The 15,373-nt window shown below is 70.1% G+C and carries 13 protein-coding genes; 6 read left to right on the forward strand and 7 right to left on the reverse strand.

What is annotated here, in order from left to right:
* Positions 1-5: 5 nt before the first annotated feature.
* A complete protein-coding gene (locus ACZ67T_RS17240; protein WP_469984807.1) occupies positions 6-1,250 on the reverse strand; it encodes an NAD(P)/FAD-dependent oxidoreductase in 1,245 nt (414 codons plus the stop codon).
* A gap of 1 nt (position 1,251) precedes the next feature.
* Positions 1,252-1,440: a ferredoxin gene (locus tag ACZ67T_RS17245; RefSeq protein WP_361406740.1), complete on the reverse strand. Its 189-nt coding sequence runs from the start codon at positions 1,438-1,440 to the stop codon at positions 1,252-1,254.
* A gap of 344 nt (positions 1,441-1,784) precedes the next feature.
* Here ACZ67T_RS17245 and ACZ67T_RS17250 point away from each other — a divergent pair, with 344 nt between their 5' ends.
* The 3 genes from ACZ67T_RS17250 to ACZ67T_RS17260 all read left to right on the forward strand — a co-directional run bounded on the left by ACZ67T_RS17250 (position 1,785) and on the right by ACZ67T_RS17260 (position 5,811).
* Complete coding sequence (locus ACZ67T_RS17250; protein ID WP_469984809.1) at positions 1,785-3,161, forward strand: glutamine synthetase family protein; 1,377 nt, start codon at positions 1,785-1,787, stop codon at positions 3,159-3,161.
* A 29-nt stretch (positions 3,162-3,190) separates the two neighbouring features.
* Entirely contained in the window at positions 3,191-4,477 is a 1,287-nt protein-coding gene (locus tag ACZ67T_RS17255; RefSeq protein ID WP_469984810.1) for a cytochrome P450, read from the forward strand.
* A 305-nt stretch (positions 4,478-4,782) separates the two neighbouring features.
* A complete protein-coding gene (locus tag ACZ67T_RS17260; RefSeq protein WP_469984811.1) occupies positions 4,783-5,811 on the forward strand; it encodes a S66 family peptidase in 1,029 nt (342 codons plus the stop codon).
* Positions 5,812-5,945: 134 nt separating this feature from the next.
* Here ACZ67T_RS17260 and ACZ67T_RS17265 read toward each other — a convergent pair whose 3' ends face one another.
* Together ACZ67T_RS17265 and ACZ67T_RS17270 are read right to left on the reverse strand one after the other, a co-directional pair.
* Entirely contained in the window at positions 5,946-7,847 is a 1,902-nt protein-coding gene (locus tag ACZ67T_RS17265; protein ID WP_469984812.1) for an APC family permease, read from the reverse strand.
* 211 nt (positions 7,848-8,058) lie between these two features.
* Complete coding sequence (locus tag ACZ67T_RS17270; protein ID WP_469984813.1) at positions 8,059-8,823, reverse strand: DUF4118 domain-containing protein; 765 nt, start codon at positions 8,821-8,823, stop codon at positions 8,059-8,061.
* Positions 8,824-9,168: 345 nt separating this feature from the next.
* Here ACZ67T_RS17270 and ACZ67T_RS17275 point away from each other — a divergent pair, with 345 nt between their 5' ends.
* A complete protein-coding gene (locus ACZ67T_RS17275; RefSeq protein ID WP_469984814.1) occupies positions 9,169-11,121 on the forward strand; it encodes an APC family permease in 1,953 nt (650 codons plus the stop codon).
* A gap of 18 nt (positions 11,122-11,139) precedes the next feature.
* Here ACZ67T_RS17275 and ACZ67T_RS17280 read toward each other — a convergent pair whose 3' ends face one another.
* Entirely contained in the window at positions 11,140-11,700 is a 561-nt protein-coding gene (locus ACZ67T_RS17280; protein ID WP_469984815.1) for a TetR/AcrR family transcriptional regulator, read from the reverse strand.
* A gap of 121 nt (positions 11,701-11,821) precedes the next feature.
* Here ACZ67T_RS17280 and ACZ67T_RS17285 point away from each other — a divergent pair, with 121 nt between their 5' ends.
* A complete protein-coding gene (locus ACZ67T_RS17285) occupies positions 11,822-12,508 on the forward strand; it encodes an SDR family oxidoreductase (RefSeq protein WP_469984816.1) in 687 nt (228 codons plus the stop codon).
* Positions 12,509-12,514: 6 nt separating this feature from the next.
* On the opposite strand, the gene ACZ67T_RS17290 is transcribed toward ACZ67T_RS17285, so the two are convergent.
* Entirely contained in the window at positions 12,515-13,387 is an 873-nt protein-coding gene (locus ACZ67T_RS17290) for a class I SAM-dependent methyltransferase (RefSeq protein ID WP_469984817.1), read from the reverse strand.
* A gap of 184 nt (positions 13,388-13,571) precedes the next feature.
* On the opposite strand from ACZ67T_RS17290, the gene ACZ67T_RS17295 reads away from it, so the two are divergent.
* A complete protein-coding gene (locus ACZ67T_RS17295) occupies positions 13,572-14,060 on the forward strand; it encodes a GrpB family protein (protein WP_469984818.1) in 489 nt (162 codons plus the stop codon).
* A 311-nt stretch (positions 14,061-14,371) separates the two neighbouring features.
* Here the strand turns inward: ACZ67T_RS17295 and ACZ67T_RS17300 are convergent, their stop codons facing one another.
* Entirely contained in the window at positions 14,372-15,316 is a 945-nt protein-coding gene (locus ACZ67T_RS17300; RefSeq protein WP_469984819.1) for an aldo/keto reductase, read from the reverse strand.
* Between the last annotated feature and the right edge of the window lie 57 nt (positions 15,317-15,373).

The following is a 15,373-nucleotide window of genomic DNA, read 5'->3' on the forward strand; positions in this document are numbered from 1 at the left end:
GTTCCTTACGAGGTGAGGGCGGGCTGCGCGAGGAGCTGGGCGCGGTAGCGGGCGGCGCCTGTGGTGGCGGCGGGGCCGCCGAGCGCTACCACCCCGACGAGCCGGTCGTCGTGGTGGTAGCCGACGAGGACGTCACCTTCCGGGTCGCCGTCCAGGACGCGCACGTCGGCGATGCCGAGCGCGGGTGCGCCGAAGGACTGCAGCCGGAACTCGTGCTGGTCGCTCCAGAAGGTGGGCAGCGGAGCGAACGGCGCGGGTTGTGCCACGCTGCCGACGAGATGGGCCACGAGGCTCTTCGCGGCGTGCTTGGCGGTGTCGGTGGGGATCGACCAGTGCTCGACGCGGCGGGGCACGCCGTCGTAGCGGGCGTTGGGGAAGCGGGCGACATCGCCGACGGCGACGACGTTCGGGTGGCCGCCGACGCGCAGCTGCTCGTCGGTCAGCACCCCGTCGGACAGATCCAGGCCGTTGCCGTCCAGCCACTCGGTGTTGGCGACCGAGCCGACGGACTCCACGACCACATCGGCCGGCAGTACCGTCCCGTCGGTCAGAACGACGCCGGTCACCCGGTCCTCGCCCTCGAAGCCCGCGACACCCGCCCCGAGGGCGAAGCGCACGCCGCGTTCCTCGTGGCGCCGGTGCAGGGAGCGGGCCAGGAGTTCGCCGAGGGGGCGCAGCATCGGCAGCGGCTCGGGGTCGACGACCGTCACGTCGCCGACGCCGAGGCCCTTGGCCGTGGCGGCGACCTCGCAGCCGATGAAGCCCGCGCCGATGACGACCACGCGAACGCCCGGCCGGATCAGTTCGTCACGCAGGCTCCGGGCGTCGGCGAGGGTGCGCACGGTGTGCCGGCCGCTGCCGGGACCCGAGGGACCGTCGCAGCGCAGCCTGCGCGGCCGCATGCCGGTGGCGACGACCAGGCCGTCGAAGGCGAGTTCCGTACCGTCGTCGAGTCCGACGACACGTTCGTCGAGGCGGGCGGAAGTGACGGTCGTGCCCAGCCGCCACTCGACGTCCGCCGCACTTGCCCGGGGCGTGAACGCGAGGGACTCGAAGGATGCGGTCCCGGCGAGCACGTCCTTGCTCAACGGCGGCCGGTTGTACGGCATATGGGGCTCGTCGCCGATGACCGTGATCGCGCCCGTCCAGCCGGCGGCGCGCAGCTGTTCGGCGGCGCGCAGGCCGCCCATCGAGGCACCGGCTACGACGACGCGCCCCGGAGTCCGGGGGGCGTGTGCCGTCTCGGCCATCTCAGGCCTCGATCCGGATGGCCTGCAGCGGACAGACGTCGGCGGCTTCCTCGACCTCGTCGCGCAGCGCGTCGTCGGGGTCGCTGACGTAGGCGAGGCGTCCGTTGTCGTCCAGCTGGAAGACGTCGGGGGCCGAGAAGACGCACTGTCCGTGGTCCTGGCACTTGTTCATGTCGACGACGACCTTCATGGCCGGTCCTCCTGGAGGTGAGGGCGTCGGGGCGCACTGAGGGAAGTGGGGCCCGGCTCCGTGGCCGGGCCCCTGCCAAAGGGGTACGGATGGCCGCACTCCCCAACTCGTTTGGCTTCAAACAACATAAGAAGCGAACGGACCCTGGTCAAGAGCTATCCAGATGGATAAATTCTTTTCCTGCACCCCTTGCGGAGAGGGGCCGCCGTCCATACCGTTTGGCACCAAACAACGGGGTGGACGCCGGTCTGGCGTCCACCCCGACGCCGGACCCTCGCCGGGCGGGCCACCCCGTCCGGCCGCCGGCCACCACGCCCCCGTTCACATCCGCCGAGGAGACATCGGTGAGCGCTCAAGACACCCCAGAAGTCCGCACCGCCATGGACCGGCTCGCCGCCGACGGCATCGACGTGGTCCGGGTGACGTATCCCGACCTGATCGGCACCGACCGCGCCCGTGACGTACTGCTCGACCACCTGCCCTCGGCCTGCGACCACGGCCTCGCCTTCTGCCGCGCCGTCTACCACACCACCCCGCAGGGCGGCGTGGTCCCGGTCCGGGGCGGCCTCGACGCGGGCCTGCCCGACGTGACCGTACGACCCGACCTCTCCACCGCCCGCGGCCTGCCCTGGGAGCCGGGCGTCGCCTGGTGCCTCGGCGAGACGACCGACCCCGCCACCGACTCCCCCAGCCCGGAGTCCCCGCGCGACCTGCTGCGCTCGGTGCTCTCCCGCTGGGAACAAGCGGGGCTGCGACCTGTCGTCGGCCCCGAGCTCGAGTACTTCCTGCTCGAACAGGACACGGCCGCGCCGACCGGGTGGCGCCGCTACGGACGGGGCGTCGCCGGAGTCGTCTACACGGCCGGACTGCGCGCCGACGCCGACAACCACCTGCTGCCCACCCTGCGCACGCTGCGCGATCTCGACATCGGCGTCATCAGCGCGAACCACGAGTTCGACGCGGGCCAGTTCGAGATCAACCTGACCCACTCAGCTGCGATGGACGCCGCCGACCGCGCCTTCCTCTTCAAGTCGGCCGTCAAGGAACTCGCCCGCAAGGAAGGGAAGTTGGCCACCTTCATGGCCAAGCCCTTCAACGACGCGGGAGGCTCCGGCTTCCACCTCCACTTCTCCGGTGAGGCCGCCGACGGCTCCGTCGCCGAGGAGGGCCGCAACGTCTTCGACGACCCCTCGGGCGCCTACGGTCTGTCGGACACCGCCCGCCACGCCATCGCCGGCATCCTCGCCCACGCACCCGCGCTCGCGGCCCTGCTCAACCCGACCGTGAACTCGTACAAGCGCTTCGGACCCGACACCCTCGCGCCGTGGCTGATCGACTGGGGCCTCGACAACCGCAGTGCCATGGTCCGCATCCCGCCCGAGCGCGGCTCCGGCGCCCGCCTGGAGCTCCGGCTGGGCGACGCCAGCGCCAACCCCTATCTCGCGACCGCGGCGCTCTGCGCCGCCGCGCTCCTCGGCATCCAGGACGGCAAGGAGCCCCCGGCGCCCCTGCAGGGCTACGGCTACGACCCCGAGAAGTCCCAGATGCTGCCGACGACCCTGCCCGCCGCACTCGACGCCCTCGAAGCGGACGACGCGCTGACCGAGGTCCTCGGCAAGGACTTCACCGAGTCCTTCCTCACCTACAAGCGCGACGAGGTCGACCGCTTCAACCACCACGTCACGGACTGGGAGTTCACCGAGTACTCCTACCACCTCTGACCTGCCGCACCACCTTCAGGAGCACCCTCATGACGAACCCGACCGACGCCATCGACCCGACCGAACCCATGGCGCTCGCCGACGTCGACCTCGCCGACCTCGACAACTTCACCGACGGCGTCACCCCCTGGCGCATGTTCCACACCCTGCGCCACGAGGACCCGGTCCACTGGCAGCCGGAAGAGGCCCCCAACTCGGGCTTCTGGGCCGTCACCCGGCACGAGGACATCGCACGCGTCGACCGCGACGCCGAGACGTTCACGTCCACCAAATTCGTCAACCTCGAAGAGGTCGACGACGACCAGATCAAGAAGCGCGCCTCGATCCTGGAACTCGACGGCGTGCGACACCGCGCGATGCGCAGCCTGCTCCAGCGCCAGTTCGGCGCGAGCGTCATCAACAGCTACACCGACTTCCTGCGCGGGCTGACCGCCCAGACCCTGGACGCGGCACTCGCCAAGGGCAGCTTCGACTTCGTCAAGGAGGTCTCCGCCGACTTCCCCATCAACGTCCTGGCCCGCCTCCTGGACGTGCCGTCGGAGGACAACCAGCAGCTCATCGACTGGGGCAACCGAATCATCGGCAACACCGACCCCGACTACGCGGACGTGCTCCTCGGCAGCGAGGAGAGCGAGAAGTACCGCGACCTGCCGTTCCGCTCGCCCGCCTCCCTCGAAGTCTTCGAGTACGGACGCGAGCTGGCCCGTCAGCGACGCGGCGGTCACGGCACCGACCTGGTCTCCAAGCTCGTCAACGAGACCCCCCGCGACGGACTGCCGCTGTCCGGACAGGATTTCGACAACTACTTCCTGCTCCTCGTGGTCGCCGGCAACGAGACCACCCGTCACACCATCACGCACTCGATGCTGGCGCTGCTCCAGCACCCCGAGCAGCTGGCCCGCCTCCAGGAGGACCCCTCCCTCATCCCGACGGCGGTCGAGGAGTTCCTGCGCTGGGCGTCCCCCGTCTACCACTTCCGCCGCACCGCGACCCGCGACGTCGAACTCGGCGGCAAGCAGGTCAAGGAGGGCGACAAGGTCGTCATGTGGTACGCGTCCGGCAACCGCGACGAGAAGGTCTTCGGCAACCCGTACGACTTCGACGTCGCCCGCGCGGACAATGACCACGTCACCTTCGGCAAGGGGAGCCCGCACCTGTGCCTGGGCAACCTCCTTGCCCGCACCGAGATCCGCATCATGTTCGAGGAGCTGATCCCGCGCCTGGCCGGCATCCGCCTCACCGGCGACGTCCCGCGCGTCCGCTCCAACTTCGTCAACGGAATCAAGAAGCTGCCCGTGGAGGTCACGCTCGCCTGACCCGTTCTCCCTGGCTGTCAGCCGCCGCAGAGACGCTGCGCGAGATCGGTCAGCTCGCGCAGCCACAACACCCTCGCCACCGGTGACCGCGGCCGCCGTGTCGGTGTCACCGCCGATGCCGACGGCCGCGCGCGACGCCCTCCCCGCAGGTGGTCGTGGTGCGCAGGGCCCAGACGGCCGGCCCCAAGCAGGGGGTCCCACGCGAAACGCTCGCAGCGGATGCGCCAATTCCCTTCCCTGACAAGCGACTTCGGCGCCTCACAAACCTCTGTCGGCCGCGCAGCGCTTCGTGCCAGAATCCGCGCATGTCGGTTCGATACCCGCGCCCCCTGCGTCCCGGTGACCGTATCGGTGTCACCTCTCCGTCGAGTGGTGTCTCGAAGGAGATGAGTGAGCGCCTGCGGGTCGCTGTCCGTGAAGTGCAGGACCGTGGGTACGAGGTGGTGGTCGGGCGGTGCATGGACGGGTCCCGGCACGTCAGTGCCTCGGCCGCCGATCGCGCGGGTGAGTTGATGTCGATGCTGACCGATCCCACCATCAGGGCGGTCGTCCCGCCGTGGGGCGGGGAGACCGCGATCGATCTGATCCCGCTGCTCGACTGGGACCGGCTGCGCGAGGCCGAGCCCACCTGGTTCGTCGGGTTCTCCGACACCTCGACCCTCATCACGCCGCTGACGCTGCTCACCGGCACCGCGACCGTCCATGGCAACAACCTCATGTACACGCCTTATCGTGCACCCGAGGGGCTGCTGAGCTGGCTCGACATCGCCGCCGCTCCCCCGGGCCACCGCTTCACACAGACTCCGCCCGGCCGCCACCGTTCCGGCGGCTTCGACGACTTCGCCGTCTTCCCGGACGTTCGCGAGTACACGCTCGATGTCCCGGGCACCTGGACCCGGCTCGACGGCAGCGGTGACGTGGAGGCCGAGGGACGGCTGATCGGGGGCTGCATCGAGACGCTGTCCGATCTCGCGGGAACCCCCTACCTCGACACCTCGGCCTTCGCCCGGGACGAGGCTCCCGACGGACTCCTCGTCTACGTCGAGGCGGGCGAGGACAACGCCTTCACCATCTGCCGCAACCTGCACGGCATGAAGCTCGCCGGTCTCTTCGACCACGCGAACGCGATCCTCGTCGGCCGGACCAACGCGCCGGACCGCCGCACCCTCACCCAGCACGAGGCCGTGCTCGACGCGCTCGGCTCCCTCGGCGTGCCGATCGTCGCCGACCTGGAATGCGGCCACGTCCCGCCCTACATGCCCATCGTCAACGGCGCGCTCGGCCGCATCGTCCACACACCGACCCGAAGCGAACTCACACAGACACTGGCCTGACGCCGTCGGCGGGAGGGCCCAGGCCCGTCGGCCCGGAGCCCTCCCGCCTGGAGAACCGCTTGCTCCCCGTCAGGCGGTGTGACGGATCCGGCGCACGGTTGAATGCCCTACGAATGACGGACCGACGGGGCCTTTCAGCGACCGTCGGTGTCGTCGATGCGGAAGCGGAGCCTGCAGATCACCGCGTCGGTGTCGCGGCGTACCGCGTGCGCGACGACGGAGCCGCGCTGGTTCTGGAGCAGTCGCTGCCAGATGTGGGCGGACTCCGTTTCCGGGATCAGCACGGTGATCTGGGAGCCGGCGTGGGTGGCGGACAGCTCGCGTACATAGGCCGAAACGGGACGGCCGAGGGAGCGGGTGGGCGAACTGAGCTCGACGAGATCGATGCCCGGGTTCCACAACTCCCAGTCGCGGTGCAGGGCTTCGGCCTCACGACGGTCCTCGGGAGCGGTGTGGGTGACGGTGATCGCCAGCACTTCGTCGCCCAGCGAACGGGCCGCGGTGAGCGCCTTGCACGTCAGCTTGGACAGACCGGAGACGGGTACGACGACCAGCGAGTGGGCGCGCTTCGGCGGTTCGGGAATGCGGCCGAGTTCGAGGCGCTCGCCGATGCGGCCGTACGCACGATGCACCCTCTCGAAGCCGATGACCAGCAGGGGCACGGCGAGAACGATCAGCCACGCGCCCTCGGTGAACTTGGTGGCGGTGACGACCACTCCCGCCACGCCGGTGAGCAGGGCGCCGAAGCCGTTCAGCAGAGCCTTCGCACGCCAGCCCTTGACCCGGTCGCCGGACCAGTGCCGGACCATGCCGATCTGGCAGATGGTGAAGCCGATGAACACGCCGATCGCGAAGAGCGGTACGAGGGTGTTGGTGTCGCCGCCGGAGACGATCAGCAGCAGCGCGGAGACCAGGGCCAGCGCGAGCACTCCGTGCCGGTGGACCTGCCGGTCGGCCTTGAGGGCGAACACATGCGGGAGGTGGTTGTCGCGGGCCAGCAGGCTCATCAGTACGGGCAGCCCCCCGAAGGACGTGTTGGCGGCGAGGGCGAGGAGCACCATCGTCGCGAACTGCACCACGTAGAAGGCCACGTTGTGCCCGAAGGAGGCATCCGCGAGCTGCGCGAGGACCGTTACGCCCTCGACCGGCTGGAGATGAAAGCGGCCGATGAGGACGGACAGGCCGATCAGCATCACGCCGAGCAGGGCGCCGAGCGCCACCTCGGTGCGCTGCGCGCGACGGGCGGCCGGGGCGCGGAAGGACGGAACCGCGTTGGCCACGGCCTCGACACCGGTGAGGGCGGAGCAGCCGGCCGCGAACGCCTTGAGCAGGAGCAGGGCCCCTACGGTGGTGGCGCTAGTGCCCAGCGCGGAGGTGTGGCCGTCGGCCGACGCTGTGCTGACCGGGCCGTCGCGGAAGAGCCCGACCACGATCATCGCGAGGATCGAACCGACGAACAGGGCGGTCGGCAGCAGGAACGCCTTGGCCGAGTCGACCACGCCCCGCAGGTTGATCGCCGTGACCAGGACGAGAACTCCCAGGCAGATCCAGGTCCGTTCGTCGTAGAGCTGCGGGAAGGCGGAGGTGAGCGCGGCGACCCCCGCAGTGACGGAGACCGCGACGTTCAGCACGTAGTCGAGGATCAGGGAACCGGCGGCCACCAGGCTGGTACGCCGCCCCAAGTGCCGCTTCGCCACGGCGTACGAGCCGCCGCCGTCCGGGAACGCGGCGATGACCTGACGGTAGGAGGCCACCAGCACCGCCAGAAGCGCGGCGATCGCCAGCGTGACGGGAAGCGTGAACCCCATCCCGTAGGCACCGGCCACGGCCAACACCAGAACGATCGACTCCGGTCCGTACGCCACCGAGGCCATCGCGTCCAGGGACAGTGCGGCGAGCCCCTGGACCGCGGTGAGCTTGTGCCGGTCACCGGCCCGGGCGGCTCCGGCGTTCCTGGCATCGGGCCGGGTGTCAGGAGGCTCCTGGACGCCGTCGCCGTCCGTCGCCGTGTTCGCGTTGCCTGCGGGTATGGCCATGTTGCCGGTCCTCCGATAGAGCAGTTCGAGGACCAGCGTGAGTGCCGTTCGGGAAGGGGCCCAGCCGTCTTGCCGTGATCCATACGCGCACCGGAGCACTCTTCACGCGCTGCATACGTCGCGGCACGTGGCCATGCTCACCGGCCGCCGCTACGACGCTCACCCCGACCGCCGGGGCTCCACGGCACCGGGCGAGCCTCTCCCCCGCCGTTCAGGCGCCCTTCGCCGGGCGCGTGATGTCCAGCGCCGCACCCGTCTGATCGGCGAGCGTCACAGCGACGAGGCGCGCCTGGAGCGGCGGGACGGGGCCGGGCCCAGGCGTGAGCATGTAGCGGCCGAGGTAGCGGCCGTTGCCGTACGCACGCAGTTCGATCTCGCCGTCCGGCCAGCCCCCGCTGTCGACGTCCCAGCGCCTGCGGCCGACCACCACGGTGCCGTCCTGTTCCAGACGCGGCGGCCGGCCCAGGAGCGTGCCGTACTCGAATCGGCAGCCGCGCAGTCCGAGCAGCTCGGTCAGCTGTTCGCGCACATGGCCGACGACCGCGTCCGCGGAGGTGGAGGACTGGGCGAGGTCGGCGGTCCCGTGGATCCGCGCGAGGTACTCCGAGTCGGTGACCGTGACCACCTTCAGCCGGCGCGCGCGGGCCGCGAGCTGCGACACGATCAGCCCGACGACCAGGAGCAGCACCGCCGTCTCGACGTCGCCGGAGTCGGTGATGCCGAACCGTTGGTACGGGCGGGTGAGGAAGAAGTCGAACCAGGCCGCCGCCGAGAGCGCCGCGACGGCGCCCGCCAGTCGGCTGCCGACGGCCGCCACGGCGACGACCACCACGACCAGGATCAGGGCCGCGTTGGTGGACGAGAGGTCCGTACGGAAGGGCACCAGCACGAGCGCGACGAGGAAGGGGCAGAGCAGGCCGGCGGCCAGTGCGATCCGGTCCCGCACGGGGTAGCCGGTCAGCGGATTGCCGGTCATACGTGTCGCCTCCAGCTCTCGGGCACCGCCCCCAGATCTACGTATCACGGGGGTGCTCCGCCCGCCCCGCGAAGCCCGGGGGCAGCTGCGTGACCTGCCTTCCTCACAAGTGTGCTGCGCGGCGTGGGCACCGTCCATCGCCCCGGTCGTGGCCCCCGCCGAATGCGCTTCGTCGCCGTGCCGATCCTCCGGCCGCTGGTGACAATGGGCGGCACGGACGAGTGGCACCGTTCCTCTCAGCGCTGAGCCGGGCGTGGGCCCGGGTATCGCGAGCAGTGGACGTCGGCCCGGGTGTCCGTGCGATGGCCGGGACCCCGGGCTGGGCAGCACGTCAGGAGTACACCGATGGCCACCACCCACGGGCCCCGTACGAGTCGCCTGCGCGCGTGGATGCTCGAGGGCCTGTCCGACATGGCGAAGACCGCTCCGCACGGGGCGGACGCCGCCACGGAGCCGTCCCACAAGGGGCAGCCCTGGTGGCGCGTGATGTGTCTGACCGGCGTCGACTACTTCTCCACCCTCGGCTACCAGCCCGGCATCGCGGCTCTCGCGGCCGGTCTGCTGTCGCCGGTGGCGACCATCGTGCTGGTGATCGTCACGCTTGTGGGTGCGCTGCCGGTGTACCGCCGGGTCGCGGAGGAGAGCCCGCACGGCGAGGGCTCGATCGCGATGCTGGAGCGGCTGCTGTCCTTCTGGAAGGGCAAGCTGTTCGTCCTCACCCTGCTCGGCTTCGCCGCGACCGACTTCCTCATCACCATCACCCTGTCGGCGGCGGACGCCGCCACCCACCTCGTCGAGAACCCCCACCTGACCGGCACCCTGCACAACAAACAGATGGTCATCACGCTCGTCCTGGTGGCCCTGCTCGGCGCGGTGTTCCTCAAAGGGTTCCTGGAGGCGATCGGCGTCGCCGTCGTCCTGGTCGGCATCTATCTCTCGCTCAATGTCGTGGTGGTGGTGACCGGCCTCTGGCACGTGATCACGAAGGAACATGTGATCGTCGACTGGACCACGGCACTCACCGCCGAACACGGCAACGCGTTCGCCATGATCGGGGTAGCCCTGCTGGTCTTCCCCAAGCTCGCGCTCGGCCTCTCCGGCTTCGAGACCGGCGTGGCGGTGATGCCCCACGTGAAGGGCGACCCCACCGACACCGAGGAGCGGCCGACGGGCCGTATCCGGGGCGCCAAGAAGCTGCTGACCACGGCCGCCGCGATCATGAGTGTGTTCCTCGTCTGCACGAGCTTCATCACCACACTGCTCATCCCGGAGAAGGAGTTCGAGTCCGGTGGCCAGGCCAACGGCCGGGCGCTCGCGTATCTCGCTCACGAGTACCTGGGCAGTGCCTTCGGCACGGTCTACGACATCTCCACCATCGCGATCCTGTGGTTCGCGGGCGCCTCCGCGATGGCCGGGCTCCTCAACCTGATGCCCCGCTACCTGCCGCGCTACGGCATGGCGCCGCACTGGGCCCGCGCCGTACGTCCGATGGTGATCGTCTTCACCCTGGTCGCGTTCCTGGTGACGTGGATCTTCGACGCCGACGTCGACGCCCAGGGCGGCGCCTACGCCACCGGTGTCCTCGTCCTGATCTGCTCCGCCGCGATCGCCGTCACCATCGCCGCGCGCAAGGCCCGCCAGCGCACCTGGACCATCGGCTTCGCCGTCATCTCGGCGGTGTTCCTCTACACGACGGTCGTCAACGTCATCGAGCGCCCGGACGGCGTGAAGATCGGTGCCTGTTTCATCGCCGGCATCATCCTCGTGTCGCTCCTCTCCCGGCTGGCCCGCGCCTTCGAACTGCGCGTCACCCACGTCACGCTCGACTCCATGGCCGAGCGTTTCGTACGGGACATCGCCAGCCGCAAGGTCAGGTTCATCGCGAACGAGCCCGACAACCGCGACATCGGCGAGTACCGCGCGAAGATCGACCAGATCCGTCACGACAACGACGTCCCGGCCCACGAGGACTTCGTCTTCGTCGAGGTCACGGTCCTCGACCCGTCGGAGTTCGAGGGGGACCTGAACGTGCGCGGCGAGGTGCTGCACGGCCGCTACCGGGTGCTGGCCCTGGAGGGCTCCTCGATCCCCAACGCCCTGGCCGCCCTGCTCCTGCACATCCGCGACACCACCGGCCGGGTTCCCCACATCTACTTCGAGTGGACCGAGGGCAATCCGCTCGCCAACTTCCTGCGCTTCTTCCTCTTCGGCCAGGGCGAGGTGGCCCCCGTCACCCGCGAGGTCCTGCGCGAAGCCGAACCCGACCCCGCCCGCCGGCCCCATGTCCACGTGGGCTGATCGCCCCCGGCGCTCCCGTCAATCGGTTGCCGTCAGCGCTTCGCGCGCGGCGGTGAGGATCTCCTCCGAGATCGGGAACTCCCTGGTGGCGCGGGCCAGGACGAGCGCGCCGACCATCGTGCAGAGCCGGGCCATGCCGTCCTGGTCCTCGGTGGCCAGCCAGTCGGCGAAGTCGCCGACTCCCTCGCTGTACACGCGGCGGGCCTCACGGTCACCCGACCCGCGCGCCATGTCCGTGGCGAGTGCGGCGGCGGGACAGCCATCCGCCGAGTTGTCGCGGTGCGCGACGGAGAGGTAGGCGTCGATCAACCTCTGCTGCGCGGCATCGCGCTGCCCGTCACTCTGCTCGAGGCCGTCCGCGCGACGCCGAGCGAGTTCGTCGAACGCGTGAGCGGTGGCTTCGTCCACGAGCGCCTCCTTGGAGGCGAACTGCTTGTAGAAACCGCCATGGGTCAGGCCGGACGCCTTCATGAGCTCGGCAACACTGACGTGCGCCCCTTGCTCCCGGAACAGCCGGGAGGCGTTCTCCACTACGCGCCTGCGGTTCTCCAGAGCCTGCGCCTGCGAAACGCGACCCATGAGCCACCTCCCCGTTCTCCCCATTGGATGTCGTTTGCCATCTATCGTAGACCCAGTTTAGATTATGTACATAATCTACTTGGGGCCCGGACCCCGGGCCCCCGAATCACCGGGAGCGGACATGGAACTCAAGGGCGCGGTCGCAGTCGTCACCGGAGCCAACCGAGGGCTGGGCCGCCATCTGGCCGACCAGCTCGTCCAGCGCGGAGCGAAGGTGTACGCCGCTGCGCGGCACCCCGAGAACGTGGACCTGGCGGGCGTCACCCCGCTCCGCCTGGACGTGACCGACGCGGATTCGATCCGGGAGGCGGCTCGCATCGCAACCGACACGACTCTGCTGGTGAACAACGCCGGGATCTCCACCGGGACCACCCTCATCACCGGCGAACTGGACGCCGTACGGCTTGAGTTGGAGACGAACTTCTTCGGGCCCCTCGCCCTGACGCGGGCGTTCACCCCGGTCATGGAGGGCAACGGCGGAGGCGCGGTGCTGAACGTGCTCTCCGCGCTGTCCTGGCTGCACCCCGCCGGTCTCGGTTCCTACGCGGCGACCAAGGCCGCCACATGGGCACAGACGAACGCGGTACGCGAGGAACTGGCTCCCCGCGGCATCGCGGTCACTGCTCTGCACGTGGCGTACATGGACACCGACATGGCCGCCCGCGTCCCCACCGGCCAGAAGGTCGACCCCGCGGATGTGGCGGCTCAGGCCCTCGACGGCGTGGAGGACGGCCTCCCCGAGATCCTCGCCGACGAAGTCACCCGACAGGTCAGGCGGAGCCTGGGCACCGCACTGAATCCGGCGTGAGGCCGATCACCTGCCGACCGTGGCCGAGAGGGGGCGAATGCGCCAGACGAAGATCTCTGTGCTCGGCTGACGCGCCGAGAACCGGCCCGACGGGGAGACATCCCGCAGCAGTCGGCGCAGGTCCGTCTCGAAGGCGTCGAGACGCGCACCGAACAGGTGCGGCGTCGAGAACGACATCGAGAACACGCCTGCGACCACGTTGTCAGCGGTGCGTTCCAATGGCTGTCCGCCGGGCACGACGTGGCGCTGCGGTCCGGAGAATCCAGCCCGGCTGAGCACTGCGGCCTCGTCGCCCGGCGTCCCGTGCGGCAGCACGCCCCGACCGGCCCGGCGGACCGGTCCGAGATACCGCTTCACCAGTTCGTCGATGGCCGAACCGGGAACCGCCGGGTACGGAAGCCGCTCGCCTGCGTGTGTCTCCGTCCCCTTCTCCGTCTTCAGGTCGGAGATGTGCGCGAGGACCCCGTCGGGCCGGAGCATGCCCCTGATGGTGACCGCGACCCGATCGCGCTCCATCCAGTGGAAGGACTGGGCGAAGGTCGCCACGTCGAACGTGCCGAGGCCTGCCGGCAGATCCTCGGCCCTGGCCTGGACCCATCGCGTCTTCCCGGCCACGCCCTGTTCGTCGGCTTCTCGCATGGCTTCGGCGATCATCCCGCGGTCCGGGTCCACGCCGACGATCTCGCTGAACAGATGCGCCAGGCTCAGGGCGATGACGCCCGGTCCGCATCCGACATCAACGAGCCTCCCGCGCCCGTCAGGCCTCAGAACCTCGGTGAGCGTGTCCGCCAGTCCGGGGGCGTACGGCAGTCGCCCGACCCGGTAGTGGCGAGCGGTGCCCGCGAACAGGGTGTCGTCCCACTCCCATCGACCACCCATTCCAGCCCACCGCCCGTCATAGAGTTCACGCACATGTCCGGCGGGCCGATGCTTCCAGAGCCGGACGGCAGCGTCTCGTCGCATGCCGTTTCCTGATGAGCTCGTCAGCCCTTTGGCAGTCGTCGACCACCGGCCGCAGTAGCCGCTGGACTTCGAACAGTTGGCCCGGCAGTTACGCACGGCCATGGGCGGGGTGCCGGTGGACATCGATCACGTGGGGTCCACCTCCGTGCCGGGGCTGGCAGCCAAGCACTGTATCGACGTCCAGATTCGGGAGCCTTCGCTCGACGAGACGCGCGATGTCGCCCTGCCCTCGGCCATCGGGTTCCGGTGTCGGCCGGAGCCATGGAACCGTACAGAATTCTCCGGCGGGATCCCGTGCCGCAAGCTCGTCTTCGCACCGCCCGTCGGCGCCAGGCCCTGCCACGTCCATCTCCGGGAGAGCACCGGGCCCGACGCCCGCTACGCGCTCCTGTTCCGCGACTATCTGCGAGCCGGCACGGCGAGCCTGGGGAGCGTTCAAGCAGAGGCTGGCGGCGAGTGTGCCCGACCTGTTCGACTACGGGCAGATCAAAGCGACCGCCACCGAGATCCTGATGGCCGCGGGCGAGCGCTGGACGACGGACACCACCTGGACGGTCCCACCGCCGCAGACCCCGACGGCGTCCAGTGACAACGGGTATCGGCAGCAGGAGCTTGGCCAGAAGCTCACGGCGGACAGGCAGTGGCTGACGGTGACGACGGAGCAGATCCGCCGACGCCGGCCGAGACCCGGTCGGTCACAGGTGGGAGATGGGCGAGGAGCGGTCCCTCCGTCATGTCTTCCAGTAGTCGCGCTGCGGCAGTTCGACCCACGTGTCGGGCCGCTGTCGACCTCTGCCATCGCCGGCCCCCTCCAGTGGCTTGCACGGGCGGTTGGTCGCACCGCCCCCGTACGAACACCATGGCGGAGGTGTCTGACAACGCAGTCCCTGCCGCGGTCGATCAGCCGAGGGGCACGTCCGCCGAGCGCGACGGAACGGCGTCGAGGGAGGCGACCATCGCCTCGTCGAGTGCGATTGCGCCCGCCGCGATGTTGGCCTCGAGATGATCGGGGTCCGCGGTCCCCGGGATGAGCAGCGTGTTCGGGGAGTGCTGGAGCAGCCAGGCCAGACCGACCTGCGACGGTGTACTGCCGAGGGACCGCGCGGCGGCCAGGACCGCAGGCTCCTCCGTCACCTTCGGAATGCCGGGGAACGCGCTGCCGAGCGGGAAGTACGGCACCCAGGCGATTCCCTCTGCGGCGCAGATCTCCACCATGGTCTCGTCGTCGCGCGCCACGAGGCTGTACGCGTTCTGCACGCACACGATGCCCGCCGGGATCGCCCGGCGCAGGCCCTCGGCCGTCACGCTGCTCAGTCCGATCGCGCCGATCATGCCCTCGTCGCGCATCGTGGTCATGGCCGCGAGCTGGTCGTCGATGTCGACCACCTGGTCGCCCTCGGCGCGGAGCCCGGGTCCGGAGTCGAGCCGCCGCAGATTGACCACAGGGACCTGGTCGACACCCAGGGACTTGAGGTTGTCCTCGACGCTCGCCCGGAGCTCCTCGGGCCGCTGCGCGGGGCGCAGGGGGATGCGAGCGCCCGGATCGGGGTCGGCGCCGACCTTGCTCACGACGAGTACGCCGTCCTCGGGGCGGAGCGCTTCGCGCAGCAGCCCGTTGACGAAGGCATTGCCGTAGAAGTGGGCGGTGTCGACGTGGTCGATGCCGAGCTCGACGGCTCGGCGCAGGAGGGCGAGTCCGGCGCGGCGGTCGTCGCGCAGGCGCTCGAGCTGCATCGCTCCGAAGCCGACGCGCGAGACCGTGCGGCCCGCGAGCCGTCCGGGGCCGCCGGGGCGTGCCGCGCCCGTGGCCGTGGTGTCGGAAGAGGGAGTGCCGGTGGTCGTCATAGGAAGTCGCTCCTGTGCAACGATTGGCTTAAGCGGAGGAACCTCCGCTCTATCGAC

The organism is Streptomyces sp. NPDC107517 (assembly GCF_055582645.1).

Coding starts and splice junctions, on each gene's coding strand:
- ACZ67T_RS17240 (WP_469984807.1), bottom strand. CDS start 1,250: ATGGCCGAGACGGCACACGCCCCCCGGACTCCGGGGCGCGTCGTCGTA.
- ACZ67T_RS17245 (WP_361406740.1), bottom strand. CDS start 1,440: ATGAAGGTCGTCGTCGACATGAACAAGTGCCAGGACCACGGACAGTGC.
- ACZ67T_RS17255 (WP_469984810.1), top strand. CDS start 3,191: ATGACGAACCCGACCGACGCCATCGACCCGACCGAACCCATGGCGCTC.
- ACZ67T_RS17260 (WP_469984811.1), top strand. CDS start 4,783: ATGTCGGTTCGATACCCGCGCCCCCTGCGTCCCGGTGACCGTATCGGT.
- ACZ67T_RS17265 (WP_469984812.1), bottom strand. CDS start 7,847: ATGGCCATACCCGCAGGCAACGCGAACACGGCGACGGACGGCGACGGC.
- ACZ67T_RS17270 (WP_469984813.1), bottom strand. CDS start 8,823: ATGACCGGCAATCCGCTGACCGGCTACCCCGTGCGGGACCGGATCGCA.
- ACZ67T_RS17275 (WP_469984814.1), top strand. CDS start 9,169: ATGGCCACCACCCACGGGCCCCGTACGAGTCGCCTGCGCGCGTGGATG.
- ACZ67T_RS17280 (WP_469984815.1), bottom strand. CDS start 11,700: ATGGGTCGCGTTTCGCAGGCGCAGGCTCTGGAGAACCGCAGGCGCGTA.
- ACZ67T_RS17285 (WP_469984816.1), top strand. CDS start 11,822: ATGGAACTCAAGGGCGCGGTCGCAGTCGTCACCGGAGCCAACCGAGGG.
- ACZ67T_RS17290 (WP_469984817.1), bottom strand. CDS start 13,387: ATGGGTGGTCGATGGGAGTGGGACGACACCCTGTTCGCGGGCACCGCT.
- ACZ67T_RS17295 (WP_469984818.1), top strand. CDS start 13,572: ATGGGCGGGGTGCCGGTGGACATCGATCACGTGGGGTCCACCTCCGTG.
- ACZ67T_RS17300 (WP_469984819.1), bottom strand. CDS start 15,316: ATGACGACCACCGGCACTCCCTCTTCCGACACCACGGCCACGGGCGCG.